This window comes from Duganella aceris (genome assembly GCF_011090165.1).
Lineage (GTDB): Bacteria > Pseudomonadota > Gammaproteobacteria > Burkholderiales > Burkholderiaceae_D > Rugamonas > Rugamonas aceris.
Map to the genome: position 1 here is coordinate 243,082 of NZ_JAADJT010000007.1, position 21,361 is coordinate 264,442.

Consider the following 21,361-nt stretch of genomic DNA (forward strand, 5'->3'; position numbering starts at 1 on the left):
AGCCGGGTGTAATATCGGCACAAGGAGGCGACATGACCTTGCACGAAATCGATGCGCTCAAGCAGCGGCTGGATGGCTTGCGCCCACTGCCGCCCGAGGCCGTGCGCAACCTGCGCGAAGAGCTGGTGCTGAACTGGACCTATCATTCCAATGCGATCGAGGGCAACACGCTGACGCTGCTTGAAACCAAGGTAGTGCTGGAGGGGATCACGGTCGGCGGCAAGCTGTTGCGCGAGCATGTGGAGGCGGTCAACCACCGCGATGCCATCCACTACATGGAAGACGTGGTGCACAAGGAGGAGCCGCTCAGCGAATGGCAGATCCGCAGCCTGCACCGCCTGGTGCTCAAACATATCGACGACGCCAATGCCGGCGTCTACCGCAAGACTAATGTCATCATCGCCGGCGCGCGGCATGTGCCGCCGGATACGCTGCATGTGCCTGAACGGATGGCCGCGTTGATGCGCTGGTACGGCGAGGGCTCCGCGCCGTTGCATCCGATCATGCGGGCGGTGCGGCTGCACGTGGATTTCGTCGGGATCCATCCTTTCGTCGACGGCAACGGGCGCACCGCGCGGCTGCTGTTGAACCTGGAACTCATCAAGGCCGGCTACCCGGCCGTCGTGCTGCCCGTGCAGCGCCGCTTGGCGTATTACGAGGCGCTCGATGCCGCCCATGTGGAGGGCGACATCGCCCCTTTCCTTGACCTCGTCGCCGAATGCCTGCGTGAGGCGTTTGCGCGCTACTGGTACGTGCTGGGCCTCGCCTGACATCTCCTTTTTGTGGCCGGATTCCAACGCCTTTGAAAATTGGCAGGTTTCTTGCTTTGCAAAAAGAATAAGATGTCGAATAAATAAAATTGCATCATTTTAGGGCGGCGACCCTCACTGACCGGAGAAGATCAGGCATGAACAACACTCGAAAAATAATGTGCACTTCCGTCGCCGCCGCATTGGCGGTGTTGGCGACGCCGGCTGGCGCGCAGCAGTTCAAGCCCTCCGACGAACTGGAGGTGGTCACCGTGACGGCGCAAAAGCGCAAGGAAGATCCGGCCAAGGTGGCGATGAGCATCAGCGCCGTCACCGGCGCCCAGCTCCAGGCCGAGCACATCCGCGACATCACCGACCTGACGCGGGTGGTGCCCAATATCTCCTTCACCGCCGCCAGCGGCAACGGCGGCGCAGGTCCCGGCACGTCGAACATCGAGATTCGCGGCATCAGCTCCACCGCCGGCGCGGCCACGGTCGGCGTGTACCTGGGCGATACGCCGGTCACGGTCGGCAACGTCTACACGATGGGCAACATCGAGCCCAAGTTCTTCGACATCGACCGGGTCGAAGTGCTGCGCGGCCCGCAGGCGACGCTGTACGGCGCCAGCTCGATGGGCGGCACCATCAAGTTCGTGCCGAACGAGCCGGATCTGAAGGAGCGCGAGTTCACCACCTACACCGAGGCCTCCAACACCAAGGGCGGCAGCGCCAACTACGCCGCCAACGTGGTCGCCAACCTGCCGCTGATCCCCGACGAACTGGCGCTGCGCATCGGCGTGCAGGCGCAGCACACCGGCGGCTATATCGATCAGGTCGACGGCAACGGCGCGGTGCTGGCCAATAACATCAACAAGATCAACGACCAGGAACTGCGCGCCGCGCTGAAATGGAAGCCGACGCGCGGGCTGACCATCACCCCGTCGGTCTACTACCAGCGCATCGACGCCAAGGACATCGCCGCCTTCAACCTGGAGCTGCCGAACTACCAGGCGCAGAAGCAGATCCGCGAACCTTCGACGGACACGCTGCTGTCGCCGAGCGTCACCATCAACTGGGACCTGGGCGGCGCCGACCTGACCTCGGCCACCAGCTACTTCGAGCGCAAGTTCGACCGCACGCAGAACGGCTCGGCCTACAACAGCTATTCGCTGTCGACCTTCCTGACCTCGACCGAGGACGGCGGCAAGGCGCCGCCGGAACTGATCGAAGCGATCGCCGGCCTGCCGTCGGCGGTCTACCTGAACAACCAGGTACGCCAGGTGTCGCAGGAATTCCGCCTCGCCTCGCGCCCGTACGACGCGGCGGTGTCGCCGTGGACCTGGCTGGCCGGCACCTACTTCTCGCGCCAGCACACCAATGTGGTCGAGAACGATCCGATCTTCGGCGTCACCGCCTTGTTCAATCAATTCGGCTTCGACATCGCCGATCCCGAGCTGCTGCCGGACGCGCGGCCCGGCCAGTTCCCGAACGATAACTCGTTCGCCGGTGCCTTCCACTACCGCGAGAAACAGGCGTCGGTGTTCGGCGAGGTCAATTACTACTTCTCGCCGGCGCTGCACGCCACGGTCGGCGCGCGCTACCTCAAGGCCGACACCACGCTGGAGCAACGCAACGGCAACTACCTGGCCGGCGCCGGCAACAACAGCAACGCCGCCACCTCGTCGCACGCGTTCACGCCGAAGTACGCGCTGACGTGGGAGGTCAGCCCGACCAACACCGTCTACACCAGCATCGCCAAAGGCTTCCGCCTGGGCGGCAACAACATCTTCGTACCGCCAACCACCTGCGGCCCGGATCTGGAAGCGCAGGGACTCGAAGCCGGCCCGCCCGACTACCAGCCGGACAGCCTGTGGAGCTATGAGGTGGGCAGCAAATCGCGCTTCCTCAACAACCGGCTGTCGATCAACGCCGACGTGTTCTACGTGAAGTGGAAGAACATCCAGCAGGGCGTGTATCTGCCGACCTGCGCCTACACCTACAACGCCAACGCCGGCGACGCCACCAGCAAGGGCTTCGAGTTCGACATCAAGGCCAAGCCGATACCGGGGCTGACGCTGAGCGCGTCGGGCGGCTACGTCAAGGCCGAGCTGTCCAACGACGTCGGCATCGAGAACGGCGTGGTCGGCGCGGTGGCCGGGGCGCGGATCCAGGGCGTGCCGAAATATAACGCCGCCATCAACGCGGTCTACAACTTCGCCGCCTTCGGCGACAAGAGCGCCTTCGTCATGGCCGGCATGCAGTGGGTGGGATCGAGCAAGGGCTCGCTGGATCCGGAGCAGACCGACCATGACCGACCCGGCTATCACACCACCGACTTCAGCGCCGGCATGTCGTTCGACCGCTACAACGTCAGCGTGTTCATGAAGAACGCCTTCGACACCGACACGGTGATCCAGCATCCGCAGGTGGCGTCGATCGTGCAGGGTTACCGACTGGCGCCGCGCAGCATCGGCCTGACTCTGGCGACCAGGTTTTAGGCGATAATGCTGCCTTTGGATATCCTTCAAAGGCAGCGTCATGACCATCACGATTTATCACAACAACGCCTGCGGCACGTCGCGCAAAACGCTGGAGGCGATCCGCGCCAGCGGCGTCGAGCCGGAGATCGTCGACTACGTCAAGAACCCGCCGACGCGGGCGGTGTTGGCATCGATGATCGCCAAGGCCGGCCTGAGCACGCGCGCCGCGATGCGCGACAAGGGCGACCTGTATGTGGAGCTGGGGCTGGCCGACGTCTCGCTGACGGACGACGCGCTGCTGGACGCGATGATGGCGCATCCGATCCTGATCAATCGCCCGTTCGTGGTGACGCCGAAGGGCGTGCGCCTGTGCCGCCCGTCCGAACTGGTCCAGGAACTGCTCTGATGTTCAATCCGGACGCGTTGATACGGCGCGCCGACATCGGCGACGGCCGCTATTGCATCGTGGTCGATGATCTGTTGCTGGAGCCGCGCAAGATGGCGGCGGAAGCGGTGGCGCGGCGGGCGCTGTTCGCGGCGGCGCCGGTCAACTGCTATCCGGGCATGGAGCAGGCAATGCCGGCGGAGTTCAATACCCAGCTGGCAGCGTTCTTCACGCGGCATCTGCTGCCGGCGTTCGGCGCGACGCAGACGTTGGGCATGGCGACGCGGATGTCGATGGTCACCTTGAAGCCGGAGCAGCTGATGCCGCAGCAGCGCATCTGCCACCGCGACGCGCGCGAATGCCCGCCGGGCGAGGGCGCGGCGGCGTCGGTGCTGTATCTGTTCGAGGATGCGCGGATGGGAGGCACCAGTTTCTACCGGCCGTTGCGGCATCCGGAGGAGATCGACTTCCTGCTGCACCAGGCGCGCTTGATGGACAACGATGCGTTCAGCAAAGTGATCGGCGCCGCGCCGGCGTACTACAACGGCGACGGGCGCTACTTCGAAAAAATCTGCACCGTGCCGGCGGCGTGGAACCGCGCGATCTTCTACGACGCCACCACCTTCCACAGCGGCCAGATCGACGCCCCCGAACTGCTCGACACCGACCCGGCGCGCGGCCGGCTGACGATGAACGCCTTCATTCGCTACAGATAATCCGGGGTCAGAGCTAAAAACTGGACACGGTCTCTACCGTAGCGTCCTCTACGGTAGAGGTCGTGTCCAGTTTTTAGCTCTGACCCCGGAGTTTAGCCATGGAAGACCGGCAGCACGTGCTCGGCGATTTCCTCCATCGCTTCGGCCACCGGCCGCTGGTTGCGGCGGAAGTGCAGGCCTATGTGGTGCACGCCGGCCGCTTTCATCGCATGCAGCTCGGCGATCAGTCCGTGGCGGCCGACCGTGGCGCCGAAGCGGTGGCGGCGCAGCGGGGCGTCCGGGTCTTCGGCCAGGTCCAGATGGATGAAGCTGATGTAGGGCTTGCCGGCGCCTGCCACCTCGCGCCACAGCGCCGAGCGCTGTGCATGGTCTTCCGGCGTGCCGGGATAGGCCAGCCAGCCGTCCATGTGTTGCCCCACCCATTGCGGCGACTGCTGCGCCAGACCCGCCACCAGCAGCGGTATCGGCTGCGCCGGTCGCGGCTGCAGCTGGATGCCGTCCGGCCACGCGGGATCGCGCCCCGCGCGCAGCATGGCGATCTGGTCGCGGAAGGCGGCGCCGCGTGTGTCGAAGTCGCGGCCGAAGATCGGGTATTCGCGCGGCCGGTCGCCGCTGGCGGTGCCCAGCAGCAGGCGGCCGTTGCTCAGGCGGTCGACGGTGGCGGCAGATTTCATCGTCAGCACCGGTTCCCGCAGCGGCAGCACCACGGCGGCGGTGCCGAGCAGGATGTGTTGCGTCGCGCCGGCCAGGTAGCCCAGATAGCTGAACACTTCGAACACCTGCGCGGCGTCGCCGAACGATGGGTCGTACAGCGGCACGTCGCGCATCCACAGCGCGCGGAAGCCGAGGCGGTCAGCCAGGGTCGCGAGTCGGGCGTGGTGTTGCAGGTCCGGCTCGCCGGGCAGACGGCCCGCTTCGCGGCGGGCGCGTTCGCCGGACGGCGACCAGTCGTTATCCAGCGGCAGCTCCAGGCCGATCGAGAAACCGCCGCGCTTTAGTTGTTCCAATGCTGATTGCATGATTCTTCCTTGATCCATCGAAGACCGCAGTCTAGGCGGTGTCGCGGCAAAGAAAAATCCGTGCCATCACAAATCAATCTTGATGTGGGCGCAGCAATGCAAATCCGGGGTCAGAGCTAAAAACTGGACACGAGCTCTACCGTAGCGTTCGCTACGGTAGAGCTCGTGTCCAGTTTTTAGCTCTGACCCCGGAGTTTTGGGTCAGTGCGTGCGGTTGACCGAGAAGTCGGCCAGCTGCAGCAGCGATTCTTTGTAGATGCTGTCGGGCAGGTCGGCGATGGCGTCGGCGGCGCGCTTGGCGGCCGTCACCGCTTGCTGTCGTGTGTATTCCAGCGCGCCGCTGCTGGTGATCGCGGCCAGGATGGCGTCGAAGTGCTGTTCGTCGCCTTGCTCGATGCACGAGCGCACCAGCTCGCGCTGCTCCGGCGTGCCATTTTCCATCAGGTAGATCAGCGGCAGCGTCGGCTTGCCTTCGCGTAGGTCGTCGCCGACGTTCTTGCCGATTTCATTGGCGTCGCCGGCGTAGTCCAGCACGTCGTCGATCAGCTGGAACGCGGTGCCCAGCGAGCGGCCGTATTCGCCCGCCGCTTCGATCTGCGTATCGTCGCAGCCGGAAATCAGCGCGCCCAGCTCGGCCGCCGCTTCGAACAGCTTGGCGGTCTTGGAGCGGATCACTTGCAGGTAACGCTCCTGGCTGACGTCCGGGTCGTGCATATTCAGCAGCTGCAGCACTTCGCCTTCGGCGATGATGTTGGTGGCGTCCGACAGGATCTGCATCACGCGCATATTGTTCAGGCCGACCATCATCTGGAACGAGCGCGAATACAGGAAGTCGCCCACCAGCACCGAGGCGGCGTTGCCGAACAGCGCGTTGGCGGTGGCGCGGCCGCGGCGCAGCGACGATTCGTCGACCACGTCGTCGTGCAGCAAGGTGGCGGTGTGGATGAATTCGACCACCGCCGCCAATTCATGGTGCGCTGTTCCTTTGTAGGAATAGGCGTTGGCCACCAGCAGCACCAGGACCGGGCGGATGCGTTTGCCGCCGGCGCTGATGATATATTCAGCGATCTGATTGACGAGGCTGACCTCGGAATGCAGTTTCTGGCGGATCACCGTGTTGACCGCGTCCATGTCGGCGGCGATCGTGTGGGCGATGTTGTTCTGTGTAGCGGTGTGGGTAGCGGCAGACAAGACGAACCTGTGCGGTAGACTATTGGTGCCGAGATTATACGCCATGGCCCCGTCCGTAGGGGCGTCGCCCCCCGGTTTGGGGCAACTGAATTGACCATTGATCAAGCCTGCCAACGCCGAAAGATTGTCGACATACCACGCCGCCGGCCGTTTGTGAATAGTTTTTGACGCGAAAACCCTTCCCATGTATAATCAGCGGTTCCCCGGTTTCCATGCAGCTGTTTTGCGGACGCCGGCAGGACTTTTCTTAACATTTGATGAGGTTTCAAATCATGTACGCGGTCATAAAAACCGGTGGCAAACAATACAAAGTTGTCGCTGGCGAAAAACTTAAAGTAGAACAGATACCGGCAGACATTGGTTCCGAACTCACCATCGATCAGGTCCTCGCCGTTGGCGAAGGCGAGAGCATCAAGTTTGGCGCTCCTCTGGTTGAAGGTGCAAAGGTACTGGTTACTGTTGTGGCACACGGTCGTCACGATAAAGTGAAGATTTTCAAGATGCGTCGTCGTAAGCACTACCAGAAGCATCAAGGCCATCGCCAAAATTACACCGAAATCCAAATCGTATCGATCAACGGCTAATCGCCGTTTGCCCGAGAATTAGTATCCAAGGAGTCTTAAATGGCACACAAAAAAGGCGGCGGCACAACGCGAAATGGTCGTGACTCAGAATCAAAGCGCCTCGGCGTTAAGGTTTACGGCGGTCAATCGATCAATGCTGGTGGCATCATCATTCGTCAACGCGGCACGCCAGTGCGCGCCGGCGAAGGTGTTGGCATGGGCAAAGACCACACCCTGTTCGCTCTGGTGGACGGCAAGGTCAAGTTCGTAGTCAAGGGCGAAGGCTCGAAGCAGTTCGTCACCGTAGTTCCAGCGTAAATCACGCTCACGGCCCAGCGCGCCTGCCGCGCGGGCCGTTCTCTTTGTAAGGCGCAAGCCTTCAATCGAAAGGCTCTGCCCACGGTAGAGCCTTTTTAGTTTTATGGCGGTACATCATGAAGTTTATCGACGAAGCAAAAATTGAAGTGATCGGTGGTGACGGCGGCAATGGTTGCGCCTCGTTTTGCCGTGAAAAATTCCGCCCGTTCGGCGGCCCTGACGGCGGCGACGGCGGCAAGGGTGGCTCGATCTGGGCCGTAGCGGACCGTAACATCAACACCTTGGTCGATTTCCGCTTCTCCAAGATGCACCGCGGTAAAGACGGCGAGTCCGGCCGTGGCGCCGATTGCTACGGCAAGGGCGCGGATGACATCCACCTGCGCATGCCGGTCGGCACGCTGATCATCGACGACGCCTCCGGCGAAATCCTGGCCGATCTGACCGAACACGGCCAGATGGAAATGCTGGCCAAGGGCGGCGAAGGCGGCTGGGGCAACATCCACTTCAAGACCTCGACCAACCGCGCCCCGCGTCAAAAGACCGAAGGCAAGGAAGGCGAACGCCGCGAACTGCGACTGGAACTGAAGGTGCTGGCCGACGTCGGTCTGCTGGGCATGCCGAACGCCGGCAAGTCGACCTTTATTTCGGCCGTGTCGAACGCGCGCCCGAAGATCGCCGACTACCCGTTCACCACGCTGCACCCGAACCTGGGCGTGGTCCGCGTCTCGCACGAGAAGAGCTTTGTGATCGCCGATATTCCCGGCTTGATCGAAGGCGCTTCCGAAGGCGCCGGCCTGGGCCATCAGTTCCTGCGTCACCTGCAGCGCACCGGTCTGCTGCTGCACATCGTCGACCTGGCGCCGTTCGAAACCAACGTCGATCCGGTCAAGGAAGCCAAGGCCCTGGTCAACGAGCTGAAGAAGTACGACGAGGCGCTGATCGACAAGCCGCGCTGGCTGGTGCTCAACAAGCTGGACATGGTGCCGGAAGCGGACCGCAAGAAAACGGTCAAGGACTTCATCAAGAAATTCGGCTGGAAGGGTCCGGTGTTCGAGATCTCCGCGCTGAGCCACGACGGCACGCAGGAGCTGGTCAACGCGATCCAGATGCACCTGGAAGAGAAACGCCACAACGAGCAGCGCTCGGAAGAAACGCAGATGACCGAAGAAGCGCGCGGCATTTCGTCGATCGATCCGGACGATCCGCGTTTCAAAATCCTGGACTAAAATCCTCGACTAACCCCAGGCATCACCGGCATAATCACTGATCAGCTGATTATGCCTTTCCATCTCGGCGCCCGTCCTGCCATCGCAGGGCCGGCGACTGTTAGCGGCAAGCAGGGCGAACCGCCCGCCAAATCACAGCACTGAACCCACTTTCATACGCTTGTTTGGAGTAGTGTCGCACCCATGAATTCCGTCATTCAAAAATCCACCCGCATCATCATCAAGGTCGGCTCGTCGCTGGTCACCAACGACGGACGCGGCCTCGACCACGCCGCCATCGCGCGCTGGGCGGCGCAGATCGCCGGCCTGCGGGCGCTGGGCAAGGAAGTGGTGCTGGTGTCGTCCGGCGCGATCGCCGAGGGCATGCTGCGGCTGGGCTTCGAACAGCGTCCCACCGACATCCATGAGTTGCAGGCCTGCGCGGCGGTCGGCCAGATGGGCCTGGCGCAGATCTACGAAACCAGCTTCCGCGCCCACCAACTGGGCACGGCGCAAGTGCTGCTGACGCACGCCGACCTGGCCGACCGCGAACGCTACCTGAACGCGCGCTCGACGCTGACCACCTTGCTGCGGCTGGGCGTGGTGCCGATCATCAACGAGAACGACACCGTGGTCACCGACGAGATCAAGTTCGGCGACAACGACACCTTGGGCGCGCTGGTGGCCAACCTGATCGAGGCCGATGCGCTGATCATCCTGACCGACCAGCACGGCCTGTACAGCGCCGATCCGCGCAAGGATCCGGCGGCGGTGCTGATCGCGCAGGGCCGCGCCGGCGATCCGGCGCTGGAGGCGATGGCCGGCGGCGCCGGCACCAGCATCGGGCGCGGCGGCATGCTGACCAAGATCCTGGCGGCGAAGCGCGCGGCCAAGTCGGGCGCGCACACCATCATCGCCTGGGGCCGCGACAGCGACGTGCTGGCGCGCCTGGCCAACGGCGAGGCGATCGGCACCGAGCTGGTGGCGCAGACCGGCCACCTGACCGCGCGCAAGCAGTGGATGGCCGATCATCTGCACACGGCGGGGCAGGTGGTGCTGGACGCGGGCGCGGTGCAGAAGCTGACCGGCGAGGGCAAGTCGCTGCTGCCGATCGGCGTGGTGGAGGTGAAGGGGGAGTTCGGGCGCGGCGCGGTGATCACCTGCGTCGGCCAGGACGGTGTGCCGGTCGCGCGCGGGCTGTCGAACTACACCAGCGCCGAGACGCGGCGCATCATGCGCAAGCCGTCGAGCGAGATCGAGTCCATCCTCGGTTTCGTCGAAGGCCGCGAGTTGATTCACCGCGACAATCTGGTGCTGGTCTAAGGCGCGAGCTGTTGCAAGATCGCGTGCGCGGCTTTGATGCGGTCCGGGATCGGGTAGTTTTTATTTGCCAGGATCACGATGCCGATCTTCTGCGCCGGCACGAAGGCGACGTAGGCGCCGAAGCGGTTGGTCGAGCCGGTCTTGTTGAACCAGGTCGGCGCCGACGGCGTCTGCGGCGGCGTCAGCTGCTGCGCCGCATTGGCTTCCCAGATCATCGCCCTGGAATTGCCGGCCTGAAGCTGTTGCAGCGACACCGGATACGGATACTGCTCCCAGCCCAGCCCCTGCACCATGCCGCCTATCCTGAAGTAGCCGACGTGGGTGCCGTCGACCGCGCGCCGCAGCGTCGGCTCCAGCCGGGTCGGATCGATGTTTGCCTGCACGTAGCGGATCATGTCGGCGCTCGATGATTTGATACCGTACGTTTCGTCGGCGAAGACGTCCGGGCTCATGCGGCCCGGCTGGTTCTTCTCGTCGTATCCCATCGCATAACTGGCCATCGCGCCTGGCGGCACGTGCACGTAGCTGTGACGCATGCCCAGGCCGGGGAAGATCTTGTTGTCCATCGAGTCACTGAAGCGGCTGTGCAGCGCCAGGCCGGCGACATGGCCGAACAGCCCGAGGCTGGGGTTCGAGTAGCGCCGCTGTGCGCCCGGCGCGGCGTCCGGCTTCCATTGCTTGAAATAGTCGATCGCCTTGTCGTCCGAGACGTCGTCCGGAAATTGCAGCGGCAAGCCGCCGGCGGTGTAGGTGCCGAGATTGAGCAGCGTGGCCTTGTCGATGGCGCTGCCTTTCAGCTGCGGCACATATTTGCCGGGATGATCGTCCAGCGACAGCTTGCCTTGCACCTGCGCATACGAGACCAGCGTGGCGACGAAGGTTTTGGTCACGGAACCCAGTTCGAACAGCGTGGTTTCGCTGACCGGCGTGTTGTCCTCTTTCGACGCCAGGCCGTAGTTGAAGAAGCTGGCCTTGCCGTCGACCGTCACCGCGACGGCGATCCCGGGTACGTTGTACTCGGCCATGACAGGGCGGATCGCCTGGTCGACGATGGCGCGCAGCTTGGCGTCGTCGGCGGCGTGGGCGGCAAGCGGCGCTAGGCCGCACGAGAGCATGGCAAGGGCCATGCCCTTGCTGAGTTGAGGCAGGAGGCGCAAGACGATTTCCTTTTTTGTTGGGGGTTTTACAGCGAGTCGAGACGTGCGGTCAGGTCGAGCAGGAAGGCCTCCTTGACGCGGCCGCCGGCGAATCCTTCTTGCCGGCGGTCCAGAACCATGCGGGCGAACACGATCGTGCGTTGACCCTTGCTGGCCCAGCCGACGTACCAGCCGTACTGGTGCTGCGGGTCGTCGTGGCCATCGGCCAGGACCGGCGCGGCGGTGCCGGTCTTGCCGTGTACGCGCCAGCCGTTGGCCAGGGTTTCCGTCGGCATGATGCGGATGGTCATGTCGTAGGCTCGCGGCGACAAGCCGAGCTGCCGGTTCACCACGCCGCGCAGGAAGGTCACCTGCTCGGCCGGCGATATCTTCAACGACGAACTGATCCACGACATCGACAGGCCGTTGTCCTTGCCCGGATCGCCGGACACGTCGCGGTTGCCGTAGCCGAAGCGCTGGATGTAATCCTGGAAACGTGCCGCGCCCAGCTTGGCGGTCACCTGCTGCGCGTACCAGACCACCGAGTATTTGAGCCAGCTGCTGGGGTCGGTGGCCGCCCGCCATTCTGGATTCCAATCGATATAGCCGGCCTGGAACGGCAGCAGTGGCGCATGCTCGTCCTGCAGGATGCCGCTGTCATAGCCCATCAGGCTGACGGCGAGGTTGAAGGTCGATGCCGGCGTGACGCGGTCGTCGCACTGGCCGTCATGGACCAGGCGCTTGCCGCTGGCGGCGTCGCTCATCGTGGTGCAGCTGGCCATCGCCTGCGCGCTTGGCGCGGCGTGCGCGGCCGCATGGTCGACCTGCGCGGTCGGCTGCGTCGCGGGCTGGGTCGCCGGTATCTGGTCCGCGCGCCAGGCCAGCGCCGGTTGCAAGGCCAGGCTGGCGCCAAGTACGCCGGCCAACGCGCCGATCGCGGCCAGCCGGGTCCACGGCCCGCGCGCTGTGGCGCCGGGTTCGCGGATCAGCGAGATCCTGCCGGCCAGCGTGCTGGCGCTGGCGCCGCCGAAGGCGAGCGCGCCGAGGTCCGGACAAGGCCGCAATCTGAGCTGTGCGACCAGCGCCGCCGCGTAGGCTTTGCGTTGCGCCGCAGGACGGCCGCTGAGCACCTCGCGGTCGCAGCCCAGCTCCTGCGCCCACGACAGCCTGGCGCGCAGCAGCCGCATGATGGGGTTGAACCAGAACAGCGTTTGCAGCAGCACGCCGGCGCCGGCCCAGTGCAGGTCGTGGCGGCGTAGGTGCGTCAGTTCGTGCGCGACGATCATTTGCTGTTGTGCGATGTCGAAGCCGCGCAGGTGGGCGGGCAGTAGCAGCCGGGGGTGGAGCAGGCCGAACAGCATCGGCGAAATCGGCGCATCGACTTCAATCACCTCCGCGTCCGGCGCCGGCGCATCGGCGAAACCCGGATGGCGGTCCTGCGCCGACAGACGCCCGCCGGCGGCGGCCAGGCCGCGCAGCACGCGGCGCGCCAGCATCAGCTTGAGACTCGAATGGCCGAGGCCGAGCAGGTAGACGATCAGCCAGGCTTGCGCGCCGACCGCCAGCCAGGGGCGCGCGGCCGTGGCCTTGGCCGGCGCGTCCGTCGCCGTGGCGACGGCCGCCGGCGCGGCGGTCTGGCCGGGCGCGACAGCGTGCGTTGATACGCCGCCGTCCATTTCGATCGGCGGTAGCAGGCGCAGCCGCTCGCTGTGCGGCAGCAGGATCAGCAGGAAGGCGGCGACGATCGTGCATTGCGCCAGCAGCCACGGCGTGCGCTGCGAGCAGACGCCAGGCAGACAGCGGCGGCACAGCAGCATCACCGACCACACGCCAAGGCCGGCGGCCACGCAGCCGACGCAGGCTAGCAGGAAGCGCAACAGCAGCAGATCGGTGGGACTCATTTTGCTTCGCCGTCGTCTTCGGGCCAGTCTTGCAGCAGCTGTTCCAGCTGCGCCAGTTCGGCGTCATCGACCAGCTTACTGCCGGTGAACATATTGACCGGCAACGGGCTGTCGATTTCCATCACGCGCTTGCCAAAGTCGTGCGCGAACGCGGCCAGGGTGTCGACCTTTTCCAGCGCGGCCTCGTACACCTGCACGCCGTGGACGCTGGATTGGCGCACCGAGCCCTTGTCCAGCATGCGCTCCAGCGTCTTGCGGGTCGACGAATACGACCAGCCGAGTTCGCCTTCGACCTGTTGATGGATTTCGCGCGCGCTGAGCGGCTGTTGCCGCCACAGCGCCTTCAGCACGGTGAGTTCGGTGATAGAGGGAATGGCCATGCGATGCTCCGTATGTGACGATTGCCACCATTATGTGACAAGTGTCGCATGGCCGTCAAGCGCTAAAGGTCGGGCGGCGCGGGCGTCTTGGCGCGGTAGTCGCACAGGTCGATTTGCATGCAGTTCCAGCATTCGGGCTTGCGCGCCTTGCAGGTGTAGCGGCCGTGCAGGATCAGCCAGTGGTGGGCGTCGTGCAGGAATTCCTTCGGCACGAACTTGATCAGCTTTTGCTCGACAATGTCGACGTTCTTGCCCGGCGCCAGGCCGGTGCGGTTGGAGACGCGGAAGATGTGCGTATCGACCGCCATGGCCGGTTCGCCGAACGCGGTGTTCATCACCACGTTGGCGGTCTTGCGGCCGACGCCGGGCAGGGCTTCCAGCGATGCGCGGTCGCGCGGTACTTCGCCGCCGTGCAGCTCGACCAGCATGCGGCAGGTCGAGATCACATTCTTGGCCTTGGTCTTGTACAGGCCGATGGTCTGGATGTAGCCCTTCAGTTCCTCTTCGCCCAGGTCGAGGATCGCCTGCGGCGTATTCGCCACGGGATACAGCTTGCGCGTGGCCTTGTTGACGCCGACGTCGGTGGCCTGCGCCGACAGCAGCACCGCGATCAGCAGTTCAAACGGTGAGGTGTATTCAAGTTCGGTTTCCGGCTTGGGATTGGCGGCGCGGAAGCGCACGAACATTTCGTAGCGTTTGGCTGGATTCATTAGTTTCCATCAGGGTTGGCGTCGGAAGCTGCCCGCGCCGCTTCCTCCTTCTTCAGGCGCGCCCGCTCCATCGCGGCGGCGATGATGGCGCGCTTGCGTTCCTTCTCCGCTTCGCCGGCGGCGTCGGCCGGATCGAGCGCCTGCACGGCGGCCATCTTGGCTTCGGCCTTGGCGGCCAGGCGGGCGTCGTTCTCGTCTTTTTCGCGCTTGAGGCGGACGGCGCGGAAGTCGTGCCGCGCACGCGCGGCGTCGGCGTCGGCCTGCCGCCACGCATCCCAGCCGGTGGTCTCGGTGATAGGGTACATGACGATGCAGTCAACCGGGCAGGGGGCGACGCACAGGTCGCAGCCGGTGCACAGGTCGGGCACGATGGTGTGCATCAGCTTGGCGGCGCCGACAATGGCATCGACCGGGCAGGCCTGGATGCACAGCGTGCAACCGATGCACAGCGATTCGTCGATGTAGGCCACCGCGCGCGGCCGCTCGAGGCCGTTGACGGGATTCAGTGGAATGACCTTGCGGCCGGTGACCGACGACAAGCGGGAGATGCCTTCAGCGCCGCCCGGCGGACATTGGTTGATGTCGGCCGCGCCGGCGGCGATCGCCTCGGCATACGGCCGGCAGCCGTCAAAGCCGCACTTGGTGCATTGCGTTTGCGGCAGTACGTCTTCGATGCGGTCGGCGAGGGATTGATTGGTGGGCACGGCGTGGCTAAAAGCGGTAAAACGCCATTATCCGATAAAACCCGGGGTCAAGTCTGACATTCGTACACGGGCTCTGCCGTAGCGTGCGCTACGGCAGAGCCCGTGTACGAATGTCAGACTTGACCCCGGGTTTTAACCGTGCTGCTTGATGAACTCGGTGATCTTCGGGCACACCACTTCGCGCCAGCGGCGGCCGGAGAAGATGCCGTAGTGGCCGGCGCCCTGGGCGACGAAGTCCTGCTGCATGTCGGCCGGGATGCCGCTGCACAGGTCGTGCGCGGCCTGGGTCTGGCCGGCGCCGGAGATGTCGTCCAGCTCGCCCTCGACGGTGAACAAGGCCACCGTGGTGATGTCCTGCGGACGCACCAGCTTGCCGCCGACGATCCATTCGCCCTTCGGCAGCGAGAAGTCCTGGAACACGGTCTTGATGGTGTCGAGGTAGTACTCGGCCGGCATGTCCAGCACGGCATTGTATTCGTCGTAGAACTTGCGGTGGCTTTCCGCCGGCTCGTCGTCGCCTTCGACCAGATGGGCGTAGAACTCGCGGTGGCTCTGCGCGTGGCGGCCCGGGTTCATGGCGATGAAGCCGGCGTGCTGCAGGAAGCCCGGATACACCTTGCGGCCGAAGCCAGGATAGTTCGGCGGCACCGCGTAGATCACGGTGTTCTCGAACCACGAGAATTTCTTTTCGGTGGCCAGGTTGTTGACCTGCGTCGGCGAGCGGCGCGGGTCGATCGGGCCGCCCATCATGGTCATGGTCTTCGGCAGCTTCGGATCTTTTTCCGTCGCCATCAGCGAGATCGCGGCCAGCACCGGCACGGTCGGCTGGCACACCGAGATCACGTGCAGCTCCGGGCCGAGCAGGCGGATGAAGTCCTGCACGTAGAAAATGTAATCGTCCAGGTGGAACGCGCCTTCCGACAGCGGCACCATGCGGGCGTCGGTCCAGTCGGTGATGAAGACGTCGTGGTCGACCAGCAGCCCGCGCACGGTGTCGCGCAGCAGCGTCGAGTGGTGGCCGGACAGCGGCGCGACCAGCAGCACGGTCGGCTGTTTCAGCGCCTTGATCTTCTTGTCGTCCAGGTCCTTCTTGAAGTGGATCAGGCGGCAGAACGGTTTGTTGACCACCACGTGTTCGATGATGCCCACCGTTTCGCCCTTGACCAGGGTGCTGTCGATTTCAAACGCCGGCTTTTCGTAATCCTTGCCCAATCGGTACATCAGCTCGTAACCGGCGGCGATCCGTTGCGAGAACGGCGTATGGGCCAGCGGCGAGACCGGATTGGTGAACAGTTTGGAGGAGGCGTCGGCCCATTGCATCAGGGGCGTCAACAGCGAACGCTGCATTTCGTGGAGTTGGTAGAGCATAGGTCTTCCTGTGTCAAAAGGCGTTGGTGCGGTGCACCAATACTTCACATCATATGCCAAATTATAGATCAATGGTTTGTGACGTAAAGCATTTCAAAGTACCTCGGGGCAAGCGTACGTAGTATCCACAGTAAACGCTTACCAGCATCATAATACTGCTCCGGACGTAAAAAAAGCAGCGTTTCCGCTGCTTCTGTGTAGGACAACAACTTACTGTTGTTTAATCGAAGACCGGGGTCTCCACGCCGAGCACCTTGTGCAGTTTCGGCGAGGTGGTGGTGTACTGCATGTGGATCTTCTTGTCCGGGAAGATGTACGGCGCGGCGCCGAAGGCGGCCAGCGCGGCTTCGTGGAAACCCGACAGGATCAGCTTTTTCTTGCCCGGATAGGTGTTGATGTCGCCCACCGCGAAGATGCCCGGAACGTTGGTCTCGAACTTCTCGGTGTTCTGCACCTTCAGCTGGCGGCGTTCGATGTCCAGGCCCCATTCGGCGATCGGGCCCAGCTTCGGCGACAGGCCGAAGAACACCAGCAGCATGTCCAGCGGCACGCGGCGGGTGACGCCGTCGGCGCCGGTGACCTTCAGGTGCGCCAGCTTGCCGTCGGCGTCGGCTTCATAGCCGGTGGCCTGGCCGATGATCAGTTGCATCTCGTATTCGTCGCACAGCGCTTTCATCTTGGAGACCGATGCCGGCGCGGCGCGGAAGTCTTCGCGGCGGTGCAGCAAAACCACCGATTCGGCCTTGCCGACGAAGTTCAGCGCCCAGTCCAGCGCGGAGTCGCCGCCGCCGCAGATGACCAGGTTCTTGCCTTCGAATTGCGCCGGATCCTTGACCTTGTAGTGCAGCTGCGAACCTTCGAACACATCGATGCCGTCGACCTTGATGGTGCGCGCCTGGAACGAGCCGACGCCGGCCGCGATGAAGATGGTCTTGGTGATGAACTCGGTGCCGGCGGTGGTGGCGACGTCGAAACGGCCGTCGTCGCGGCGCGCGACCTTGGTCACTTCCTGGCCCAGGTGGAAGGTCGGCTCGAACGGCTCGATCTGCTTGAGCAGCGCGTCGGTCAATTCCTGGCCGGTGCACGACGGCACGGCCGGGATGTCGTAGATCGGCTTGTCGGGATACAGTTCGACGCACTGTCCGCCCACGGCGCCCAGCGAATCGATCACGTGCGCCTTGATTTCCAGCAGGCCGAGTTCGAAGACCTGGAACAGGCCTACCGGGCCGGCGCCGATGATGACGGCATCGGCTTCGATGACGCCTGGAGGAGTGACAGTGCTATTCATACTTGGATTCCTGTTATTTCAGAGTGTGGTTGGGCGGCACGGAGCTGCGCGGCCCCATGCGGCCTGGCCAGACGGGTCCGTCTCAGCGCACCAGCAGGTGCAGTTTTTCCTTGACGTCCTTGAACTGGTCGGCTTCCGGCAGCGGAGCGACGGTCTTGGTGATCGAAGGCCAGTGGCGGGCGAGATCGACGTTGATCTTGATGAATTGCTGCTGGTCGCCCGGCACATCTTCCTCGGCGAAGATCGCGTTGACCGGGCATTCGGCCACGCAGACGGCGCAGTCGATGCACTCGTCCGGATCGATGGTGAGGAAATTCGGGCCTTGGCGGAAACAATCTACCGGGCAAACATCGACGCAGTCCGTATAACGGCAGCTGATGCAAGATTCGGTGACAACGTGGGTCATAACAGTCCTATCAATGTTGGTGTGCTGCAGCGTCGGCGGCGGTGGGATGGCCCGGCTAACCTCAGCAAAGCACTGTATTTTAAGGTAATTCGCTATTTCTCACAAACTGCGCTTATATACAATACATATAAGCAAATACGGTTGAGACACGCGACACGCCCCGTGGCGGTCTGCGCCGATGGGCTGGCGCGTCCGTGGCGCAACTGGCATCATGTCGCCTTTGTGATATTGCAGAGGAAGCGGCATGGCCGACATCAACCTGATTCAAGAGCATAAGCTGGCGCCGCAACAGGCCCGCGAGGCGGCGCAACAAGTGGCCGACAAGCTGGCCGAACAATTCGAACTGGACTGCCGCTGGGACGGCGATGTGTTGCGCTTCGAGCGCAGCGGCGTCAACGGTTCGCTGACCTTGCGTCCGAACCAGGCCCAGCTGCAGATCGCGCTGGGCTTCCTGTTCAGCGCCTTCTCGGCGCAGATCGAAGCCAAGGTGGCGGCCAAGATGCGCCAGGTTTTCGTTCCATAATGGAAACAATAGTTGTTTTATGAAAAATTAAATTGCAAATAACCATCGGATTGGTATAATTCGTCCATTCGATGCAATTTCTTTAATTCAACTTCAGCCATCTTCAGGATACCCGCCATGCGCACCTTGTTCGCCATCACCGCCATCGCCGCCGCCGCTTTCAGTGTTTCCGCTTCCGCCGCAACCATCGATCTGTCGTCGTTGACGCTGGCCGGCACCGCCGCGCAAGTCGGCAATGGCGTGCAGCTGACCAATTTCAATGGCCCGAACTACCAGTCCGGCGCGGCCTGGCTGGCGCAAGGTATTTCGACCACCACGTCGTTCAGCACCTCGTTCTCATTCTCGCTGAAGGGCGACGACAGCGGCAAGATGGCCGACGGTATCGCGCTGGTGTTCCAGAACATCGGCAGCAACGTCACCGGCAACGCCGGCGGCGATGTCGGCTACTGGAACCTGGGCGGTCACTCCGGTTCGGCCGCCGTCGGTTCGGTGATCCGCAGCTGGGACAACAACGAATACGGCATCAGCACCGACGGTGTGGTGCAGGGCCTGAACAAGGCGAGCTGGAATTTCGGCGCGCTGAACGACGTGACCGGCACCCAGACCATCACCTACAACGCGACCACCCACGTGCTGAGCATGACCGGTTCGTTCAGCGACGCCCTCGGCCACACCCTCAACGTCAGCGACAGCGACACGGTCGACCTCAGCGCCAAGTTCGGCAGCACCATGTATGTCGGCTTCACCGGCGCCACCGGCGGCGCGGACGCCGACCAGCGCATCACCGGCTTCTCGGTCTCGGCCGTGCCGGAACCGGAAACCTACGCCATGCTGATGGCCGGTCTGGGCCTGGTGGGCTTCGCCGTGCGCCGCCGCAAAGCAGCGTAAGCGCATCGCGCGATCAAAGAAAAAGGCCCTTGCGGGCCTTTTTTTATTTCAGCTCTTCGATCAGATCGATGTACTGCTGCTTCGCCTCGTCCTGGCTGGTGCCTTTCAGCGCATCCCAGGCGTCGAACTTGGCGCGGCCGACGAAGTCGGTCATGCCGGGACGGTCGCCGCTGGCGTCGCCGCTGGAGGCCTGCTTGAACAGCGCGTAAATCTTCAGCAGCGTCATGTTGTCCGGACGCTCGGGCAGGTTCTTCGAATCGGCCTGGGCCTGGTCAAATTGTTCTTGCAAACTCATGCTGCATCTCCTGGTTGTGATGGGGTGGCTACGCGCCATCATAACCGCAGCCGTCGCCAAAGCCGCTAGAGGACATCCTCAAAAGGACATCCTCAAAAGCAGAACGGCGGCGCCACCGGATCGTTGATCCGGCATGCGCCGCCGTTTCCGCCGCCCTTCCGGGCGGGGCCGAACCTGCGAATTACTTCTTCTTGGTCGGGTTGACCGCTGCCTTCAGGGTAGCGCCAGCCGAGAATTTCGGGGTCTTCGACGCGGCGATCTTGATCGCTTCGCCGGTTGCAGGATTGCGGCCCTTGCGAGCGGCGCGCTTAGCGACGGAGAAGGTGCCGAAGCCGGTGATGCCTACCGTGTCGCCCTTTTTCAGACGCTCGGTGATGATGGCGATCAGAGTATTCACTGCACCGTTGGCGGCAGCAGCGGACACTTCAGTGCGTTTCGCAAATTCTGCAATCAATTCGCCTTTTTTCATTACTACCTCCTTGGTTATTAGAGCGCGCAGATTAGCATAAATATTGTCAAATGTAATGGTTTCTGTACGAAGTAACCCTTACAGTAGCTGCCGCGCCACGCTGCGGCGCAATAAAACCCCCGTGTTTACAGGCGCTACACGGGATCGCCGTCGCCGCATGGCGGCGAAAAAAGGTTTATGATGGAATGCACAAGGACAGGACTATGAGCTTTTCAGACGAGACACTGATGGCATACGCCGACGGCGAGCTGGACGAGGCGACCCGGCTCGCGGTCGAGGCCGCGATGCATCGCGACAGCAGCATCGCCCGCCGCGTCGCGCGGCTGCGCGCCGCGCGCGACGAGGTGTACGCCGATCAGGGTCCGTCCGGCGGGCGCTCGCGCCAGGCCGCCAAGGTGGTGCAGCTGGCGTCGGTGCGGGCGCAGCGCGTGGCGACGCAGCAGGCCGCGCGCAAGGCGGTCAGGCGCCGCTGGGGCTGGCGCGAATGGAGCGCGCTGGCGCTGGTGATGGTGCTGGGCTTGGCCGCCGGCAAATTCGGCTTGGCGCATTGGCAGCCGCGCTGGCTCGGCGCGCCGGCCACGGTGCCGAGCGAAGTCGCCAGCCGCGACGGCATGCTGCTCGCGCAGGGCAAGCTGGAGGCGATTCTGAACCAACAGCTGGGCGGCGCCGCGCCGTCCGAGGGCAATGTGCGGGTCGGCTTGAGCTTCCTGTCGAAAGAGGGTGGTTACTGCCGCAGCTTCACGCTGGTCGGCGCGGATCAGGATCTGGTGGGGCTGGCTTGCCGCGCCGGCGAGGAATGGCGCGTGCCGGTGCTGGTGCAGAGCGCGCGGCCGCAGCCGGCGATGGGCGCGTACCGGATGGCCGGCACGGAAATGCCGACGGCGGTGCTGGAAGCGATCGACCAGCGCATCGTCGGCGGCATGCTCGACACGCGAGCGGAAGTGGAAGCCTTGCGCCGCAACTGGCAGCGCTAAGGCCGGTTTGCTTTAAACGCCCAGCAGTTCGACGTCGAAGATCAGCGTCGCGTTCGGTGGAATCACGCCGCCGGCGCCGCGCGAGCCGTAGCCCAGTTCGGCCGGGATGATCAGCTGGCGCACGCCGCCGATCTTCATGCCCTGCACGCCTTCGTCCCAGCCGCGAATGACCATGCCCGCGCCCAGCGCGAACTCGAATGGATCGTTGCGGTCTTTGCTCGAATCGAATTTGGCGCCCTTGGTGCCGTCGTCGTTGCGCAGCCAGCCGGTGTAGTGCACGGTGACGTTCTGGCCGGCTTTGGCTTCTTCGCCTTCGCCCACGGTCAGTTCAATGTATTGCAGGCCGGAGTCGGTGGTAATGGTGGTCATG

The 21,361-nt window shown here is 63.7% G+C and carries 24 protein-coding genes and 1 pseudogene; 11 read left to right on the forward strand and 14 right to left on the reverse strand.

All coding sequences use genetic code 11. The features are described 5' to 3' along the window. Positions 1 to 32: 32 nt before the first annotated feature. From GW587_RS16995 to GW587_RS17010, 4 genes are all read left to right on the forward strand, one after another. Positions 33 to 770, forward strand: coding sequence for a Fic family protein (locus GW587_RS16995; protein ID WP_166105413.1), 738 nt, complete (start codon positions 33 to 35; stop codon positions 768 to 770). 158 nt (positions 771 to 928) lie between these two features. Next, complete coding sequence (locus tag GW587_RS17000) at positions 929 to 3,247, forward strand: TonB-dependent receptor (RefSeq protein ID WP_229259489.1); 2,319 nt, start codon at positions 929 to 931, stop codon at positions 3,245 to 3,247. Between the two features lie 40 nt (positions 3,248 to 3,287). Next, on the forward strand, positions 3,288 to 3,635 hold the full coding sequence (gene arsC, locus GW587_RS17005) for an arsenate reductase (glutaredoxin) (RefSeq protein WP_166105417.1): 348 nt from the start codon (positions 3,288 to 3,290) through the stop codon (positions 3,633 to 3,635). After that, the gene (locus GW587_RS17010) at positions 3,635 to 4,330 is read left to right on the forward strand and encodes a DUF6445 family protein (RefSeq protein WP_166105419.1); all 696 of its coding nucleotides are present in this window, start codon (positions 3,635 to 3,637) and stop codon (positions 4,328 to 4,330) included. The genes arsC and GW587_RS17010 overlap by 1 nt, the downstream gene beginning before the upstream one ends. A 92-nt stretch (positions 4,331 to 4,422) precedes the next feature. Here GW587_RS17010 and GW587_RS17015 read toward each other — a convergent pair whose 3' ends face one another. Continuing rightward, on the reverse strand, positions 4,423 to 5,349 hold the full coding sequence (locus tag GW587_RS17015; protein WP_166105421.1) for a TIGR03571 family LLM class oxidoreductase: 927 nt from the start codon (positions 5,347 to 5,349) through the stop codon (positions 4,423 to 4,425). A gap of 201 nt (positions 5,350 to 5,550) precedes the next feature. Continuing rightward, the gene (ispB, locus tag GW587_RS17020; protein WP_166105423.1) at positions 5,551 to 6,540 is read right to left on the reverse strand and encodes an octaprenyl diphosphate synthase; all 990 of its coding nucleotides are present in this window, start codon (positions 6,538 to 6,540) and stop codon (positions 5,551 to 5,553) included. 272 nt (positions 6,541 to 6,812) lie between these two features. On the opposite strand from ispB, the gene rplU reads away from it, so the two are divergent. From rplU to proB, 4 genes are all read left to right on the forward strand, one after another. Beyond that, the gene (gene rplU, locus GW587_RS17025) at positions 6,813 to 7,124 is read left to right on the forward strand and encodes a 50S ribosomal protein L21 (RefSeq protein ID WP_008445658.1); all 312 of its coding nucleotides are present in this window, start codon (positions 6,813 to 6,815) and stop codon (positions 7,122 to 7,124) included. A 39-nt stretch (positions 7,125 to 7,163) separates the two neighbouring features. Next, positions 7,164 to 7,421 carry a 50S ribosomal protein L27 gene (gene rpmA, locus GW587_RS17030; RefSeq protein WP_008445659.1) on the forward strand — a complete coding sequence of 86 codons (258 nt, stop codon included), beginning with the start codon at positions 7,164 to 7,166 and terminating at the stop codon, positions 7,419 to 7,421. A 116-nt stretch (positions 7,422 to 7,537) separates the two neighbouring features. After that, positions 7,538 to 8,647: a GTPase ObgE gene (obgE, locus tag GW587_RS17035; RefSeq protein WP_166105425.1), complete on the forward strand. Its 1,110-nt coding sequence runs from the start codon at positions 7,538 to 7,540 to the stop codon at positions 8,645 to 8,647. Positions 8,648 to 8,830: 183 nt separating this feature from the next. Then, on the forward strand, positions 8,831 to 9,949 hold the full coding sequence (gene proB, locus GW587_RS17040) for a glutamate 5-kinase (RefSeq protein WP_166105426.1): 1,119 nt from the start codon (positions 8,831 to 8,833) through the stop codon (positions 9,947 to 9,949). Here proB and ampC read toward each other — a convergent pair. The 9 genes and pseudogenes from ampC to fdxA all read right to left on the reverse strand — a co-directional run bounded on the left by ampC (position 9,946) and on the right by fdxA (position 17,842). Next, positions 9,946 to 11,076 (reverse strand): class C beta-lactamase, encoded by a 1,131-nt coding sequence (gene ampC, locus GW587_RS17045; RefSeq protein ID WP_166105598.1) that lies wholly within the window; start codon positions 11,074 to 11,076, stop codon positions 9,946 to 9,948. The two genes, proB and ampC, sit on opposite strands and share 4 nt — an antisense overlap. Before the next feature lie 56 nt (positions 11,077 to 11,132). Continuing rightward, on the reverse strand, positions 11,133 to 11,867 hold the full coding sequence (gene blaOXA / locus GW587_RS31850) for a class D beta-lactamase (RefSeq protein ID WP_371875611.1): 735 nt from the start codon (positions 11,865 to 11,867) through the stop codon (positions 11,133 to 11,135). Positions 11,868 to 12,083: 216 nt separating this feature from the next. Beyond that, positions 12,084 to 12,986: pseudogene (locus GW587_RS31855) on the reverse strand (M56 family metallopeptidase); the annotation flags it as partial. Further along, entirely contained in the window at positions 12,983 to 13,366 is a 384-nt protein-coding gene (locus tag GW587_RS17055; protein ID WP_166105429.1) for a BlaI/MecI/CopY family transcriptional regulator, read from the reverse strand. The pseudogene GW587_RS31855 and the gene GW587_RS17055, both read right to left, overlap by 4 nt. Positions 13,367 to 13,428: 62 nt before the next feature. Then, a complete protein-coding gene (gene nth / locus GW587_RS17060; protein WP_166105431.1) occupies positions 13,429 to 14,076 on the reverse strand; it encodes an endonuclease III in 648 nt (215 codons plus the stop codon). Next, complete coding sequence (rsxB, locus tag GW587_RS17065; RefSeq protein WP_166105433.1) at positions 14,076 to 14,780, reverse strand: electron transport complex subunit RsxB; 705 nt, start codon at positions 14,778 to 14,780, stop codon at positions 14,076 to 14,078. The genes nth and rsxB overlap by 1 nt, the downstream gene beginning before the upstream one ends. Before the next feature lie 132 nt (positions 14,781 to 14,912). Further along, entirely contained in the window at positions 14,913 to 16,148 is a 1,236-nt protein-coding gene (locus tag GW587_RS17070; protein ID WP_166105435.1) for a polyhydroxyalkanoate depolymerase, read from the reverse strand. A gap of 220 nt (positions 16,149 to 16,368) precedes the next feature. Then, on the reverse strand, positions 16,369 to 17,436 hold the full coding sequence (locus tag GW587_RS17075) for an NAD(P)/FAD-dependent oxidoreductase (RefSeq protein WP_166105437.1): 1,068 nt from the start codon (positions 17,434 to 17,436) through the stop codon (positions 16,369 to 16,371). Positions 17,437 to 17,518: 82 nt separating this feature from the next. Then, positions 17,519 to 17,842: a ferredoxin FdxA gene (gene fdxA / locus GW587_RS17080; RefSeq protein WP_166105439.1), complete on the reverse strand. Its 324-nt coding sequence runs from the start codon at positions 17,840 to 17,842 to the stop codon at positions 17,519 to 17,521. 244 nt (positions 17,843 to 18,086) lie between these two features. Here fdxA and GW587_RS17085 point away from each other — a divergent pair, with 244 nt between their 5' ends. Together GW587_RS17085 and GW587_RS31365 are read left to right on the forward strand one after the other, a co-directional pair. After that, entirely contained in the window at positions 18,087 to 18,365 is a 279-nt protein-coding gene (locus GW587_RS17085; protein WP_166105441.1) for a polyhydroxyalkanoic acid system family protein, read from the forward strand. Between the two features lie 117 nt (positions 18,366 to 18,482). Beyond that, positions 18,483 to 19,253, forward strand: a complete 771-nt coding sequence (locus tag GW587_RS31365; protein WP_229259491.1) for a PEPxxWA-CTERM sorting domain-containing protein — start codon at positions 18,483 to 18,485, stop codon at positions 19,251 to 19,253. A 43-nt stretch (positions 19,254 to 19,296) separates the two neighbouring features. Here the strand turns inward: GW587_RS31365 and GW587_RS17095 are convergent, their stop codons facing one another. Beyond that, positions 19,297 to 19,548, reverse strand: a complete 252-nt coding sequence (locus GW587_RS17095; protein WP_166105442.1) for an acyl-CoA-binding protein — start codon at positions 19,546 to 19,548, stop codon at positions 19,297 to 19,299. A gap of 181 nt (positions 19,549 to 19,729) precedes the next feature. Continuing rightward, positions 19,730 to 20,035 carry an HU family DNA-binding protein gene (locus GW587_RS17100; protein WP_503826764.1) on the reverse strand — a complete coding sequence of 102 codons (306 nt, stop codon included), beginning with the start codon at positions 20,033 to 20,035 and terminating at the stop codon, positions 19,730 to 19,732. Between the two features lie 209 nt (positions 20,036 to 20,244). Between GW587_RS17100 and GW587_RS17105 the strand changes: the two genes are divergently transcribed. Further along, entirely contained in the window at positions 20,245 to 20,991 is a 747-nt protein-coding gene (locus GW587_RS17105) for a hypothetical protein (protein ID WP_229259493.1), read from the forward strand. A gap of 12 nt (positions 20,992 to 21,003) precedes the next feature. Here GW587_RS17105 and GW587_RS17110 read toward each other — a convergent pair whose 3' ends face one another. Further along, positions 21,004 to 21,360 (reverse strand): FKBP-type peptidyl-prolyl cis-trans isomerase, encoded by a 357-nt coding sequence (locus GW587_RS17110; protein WP_166105448.1) that lies wholly within the window; start codon positions 21,358 to 21,360, stop codon positions 21,004 to 21,006. Position 21,361 lies beyond the last annotated feature (1 nt).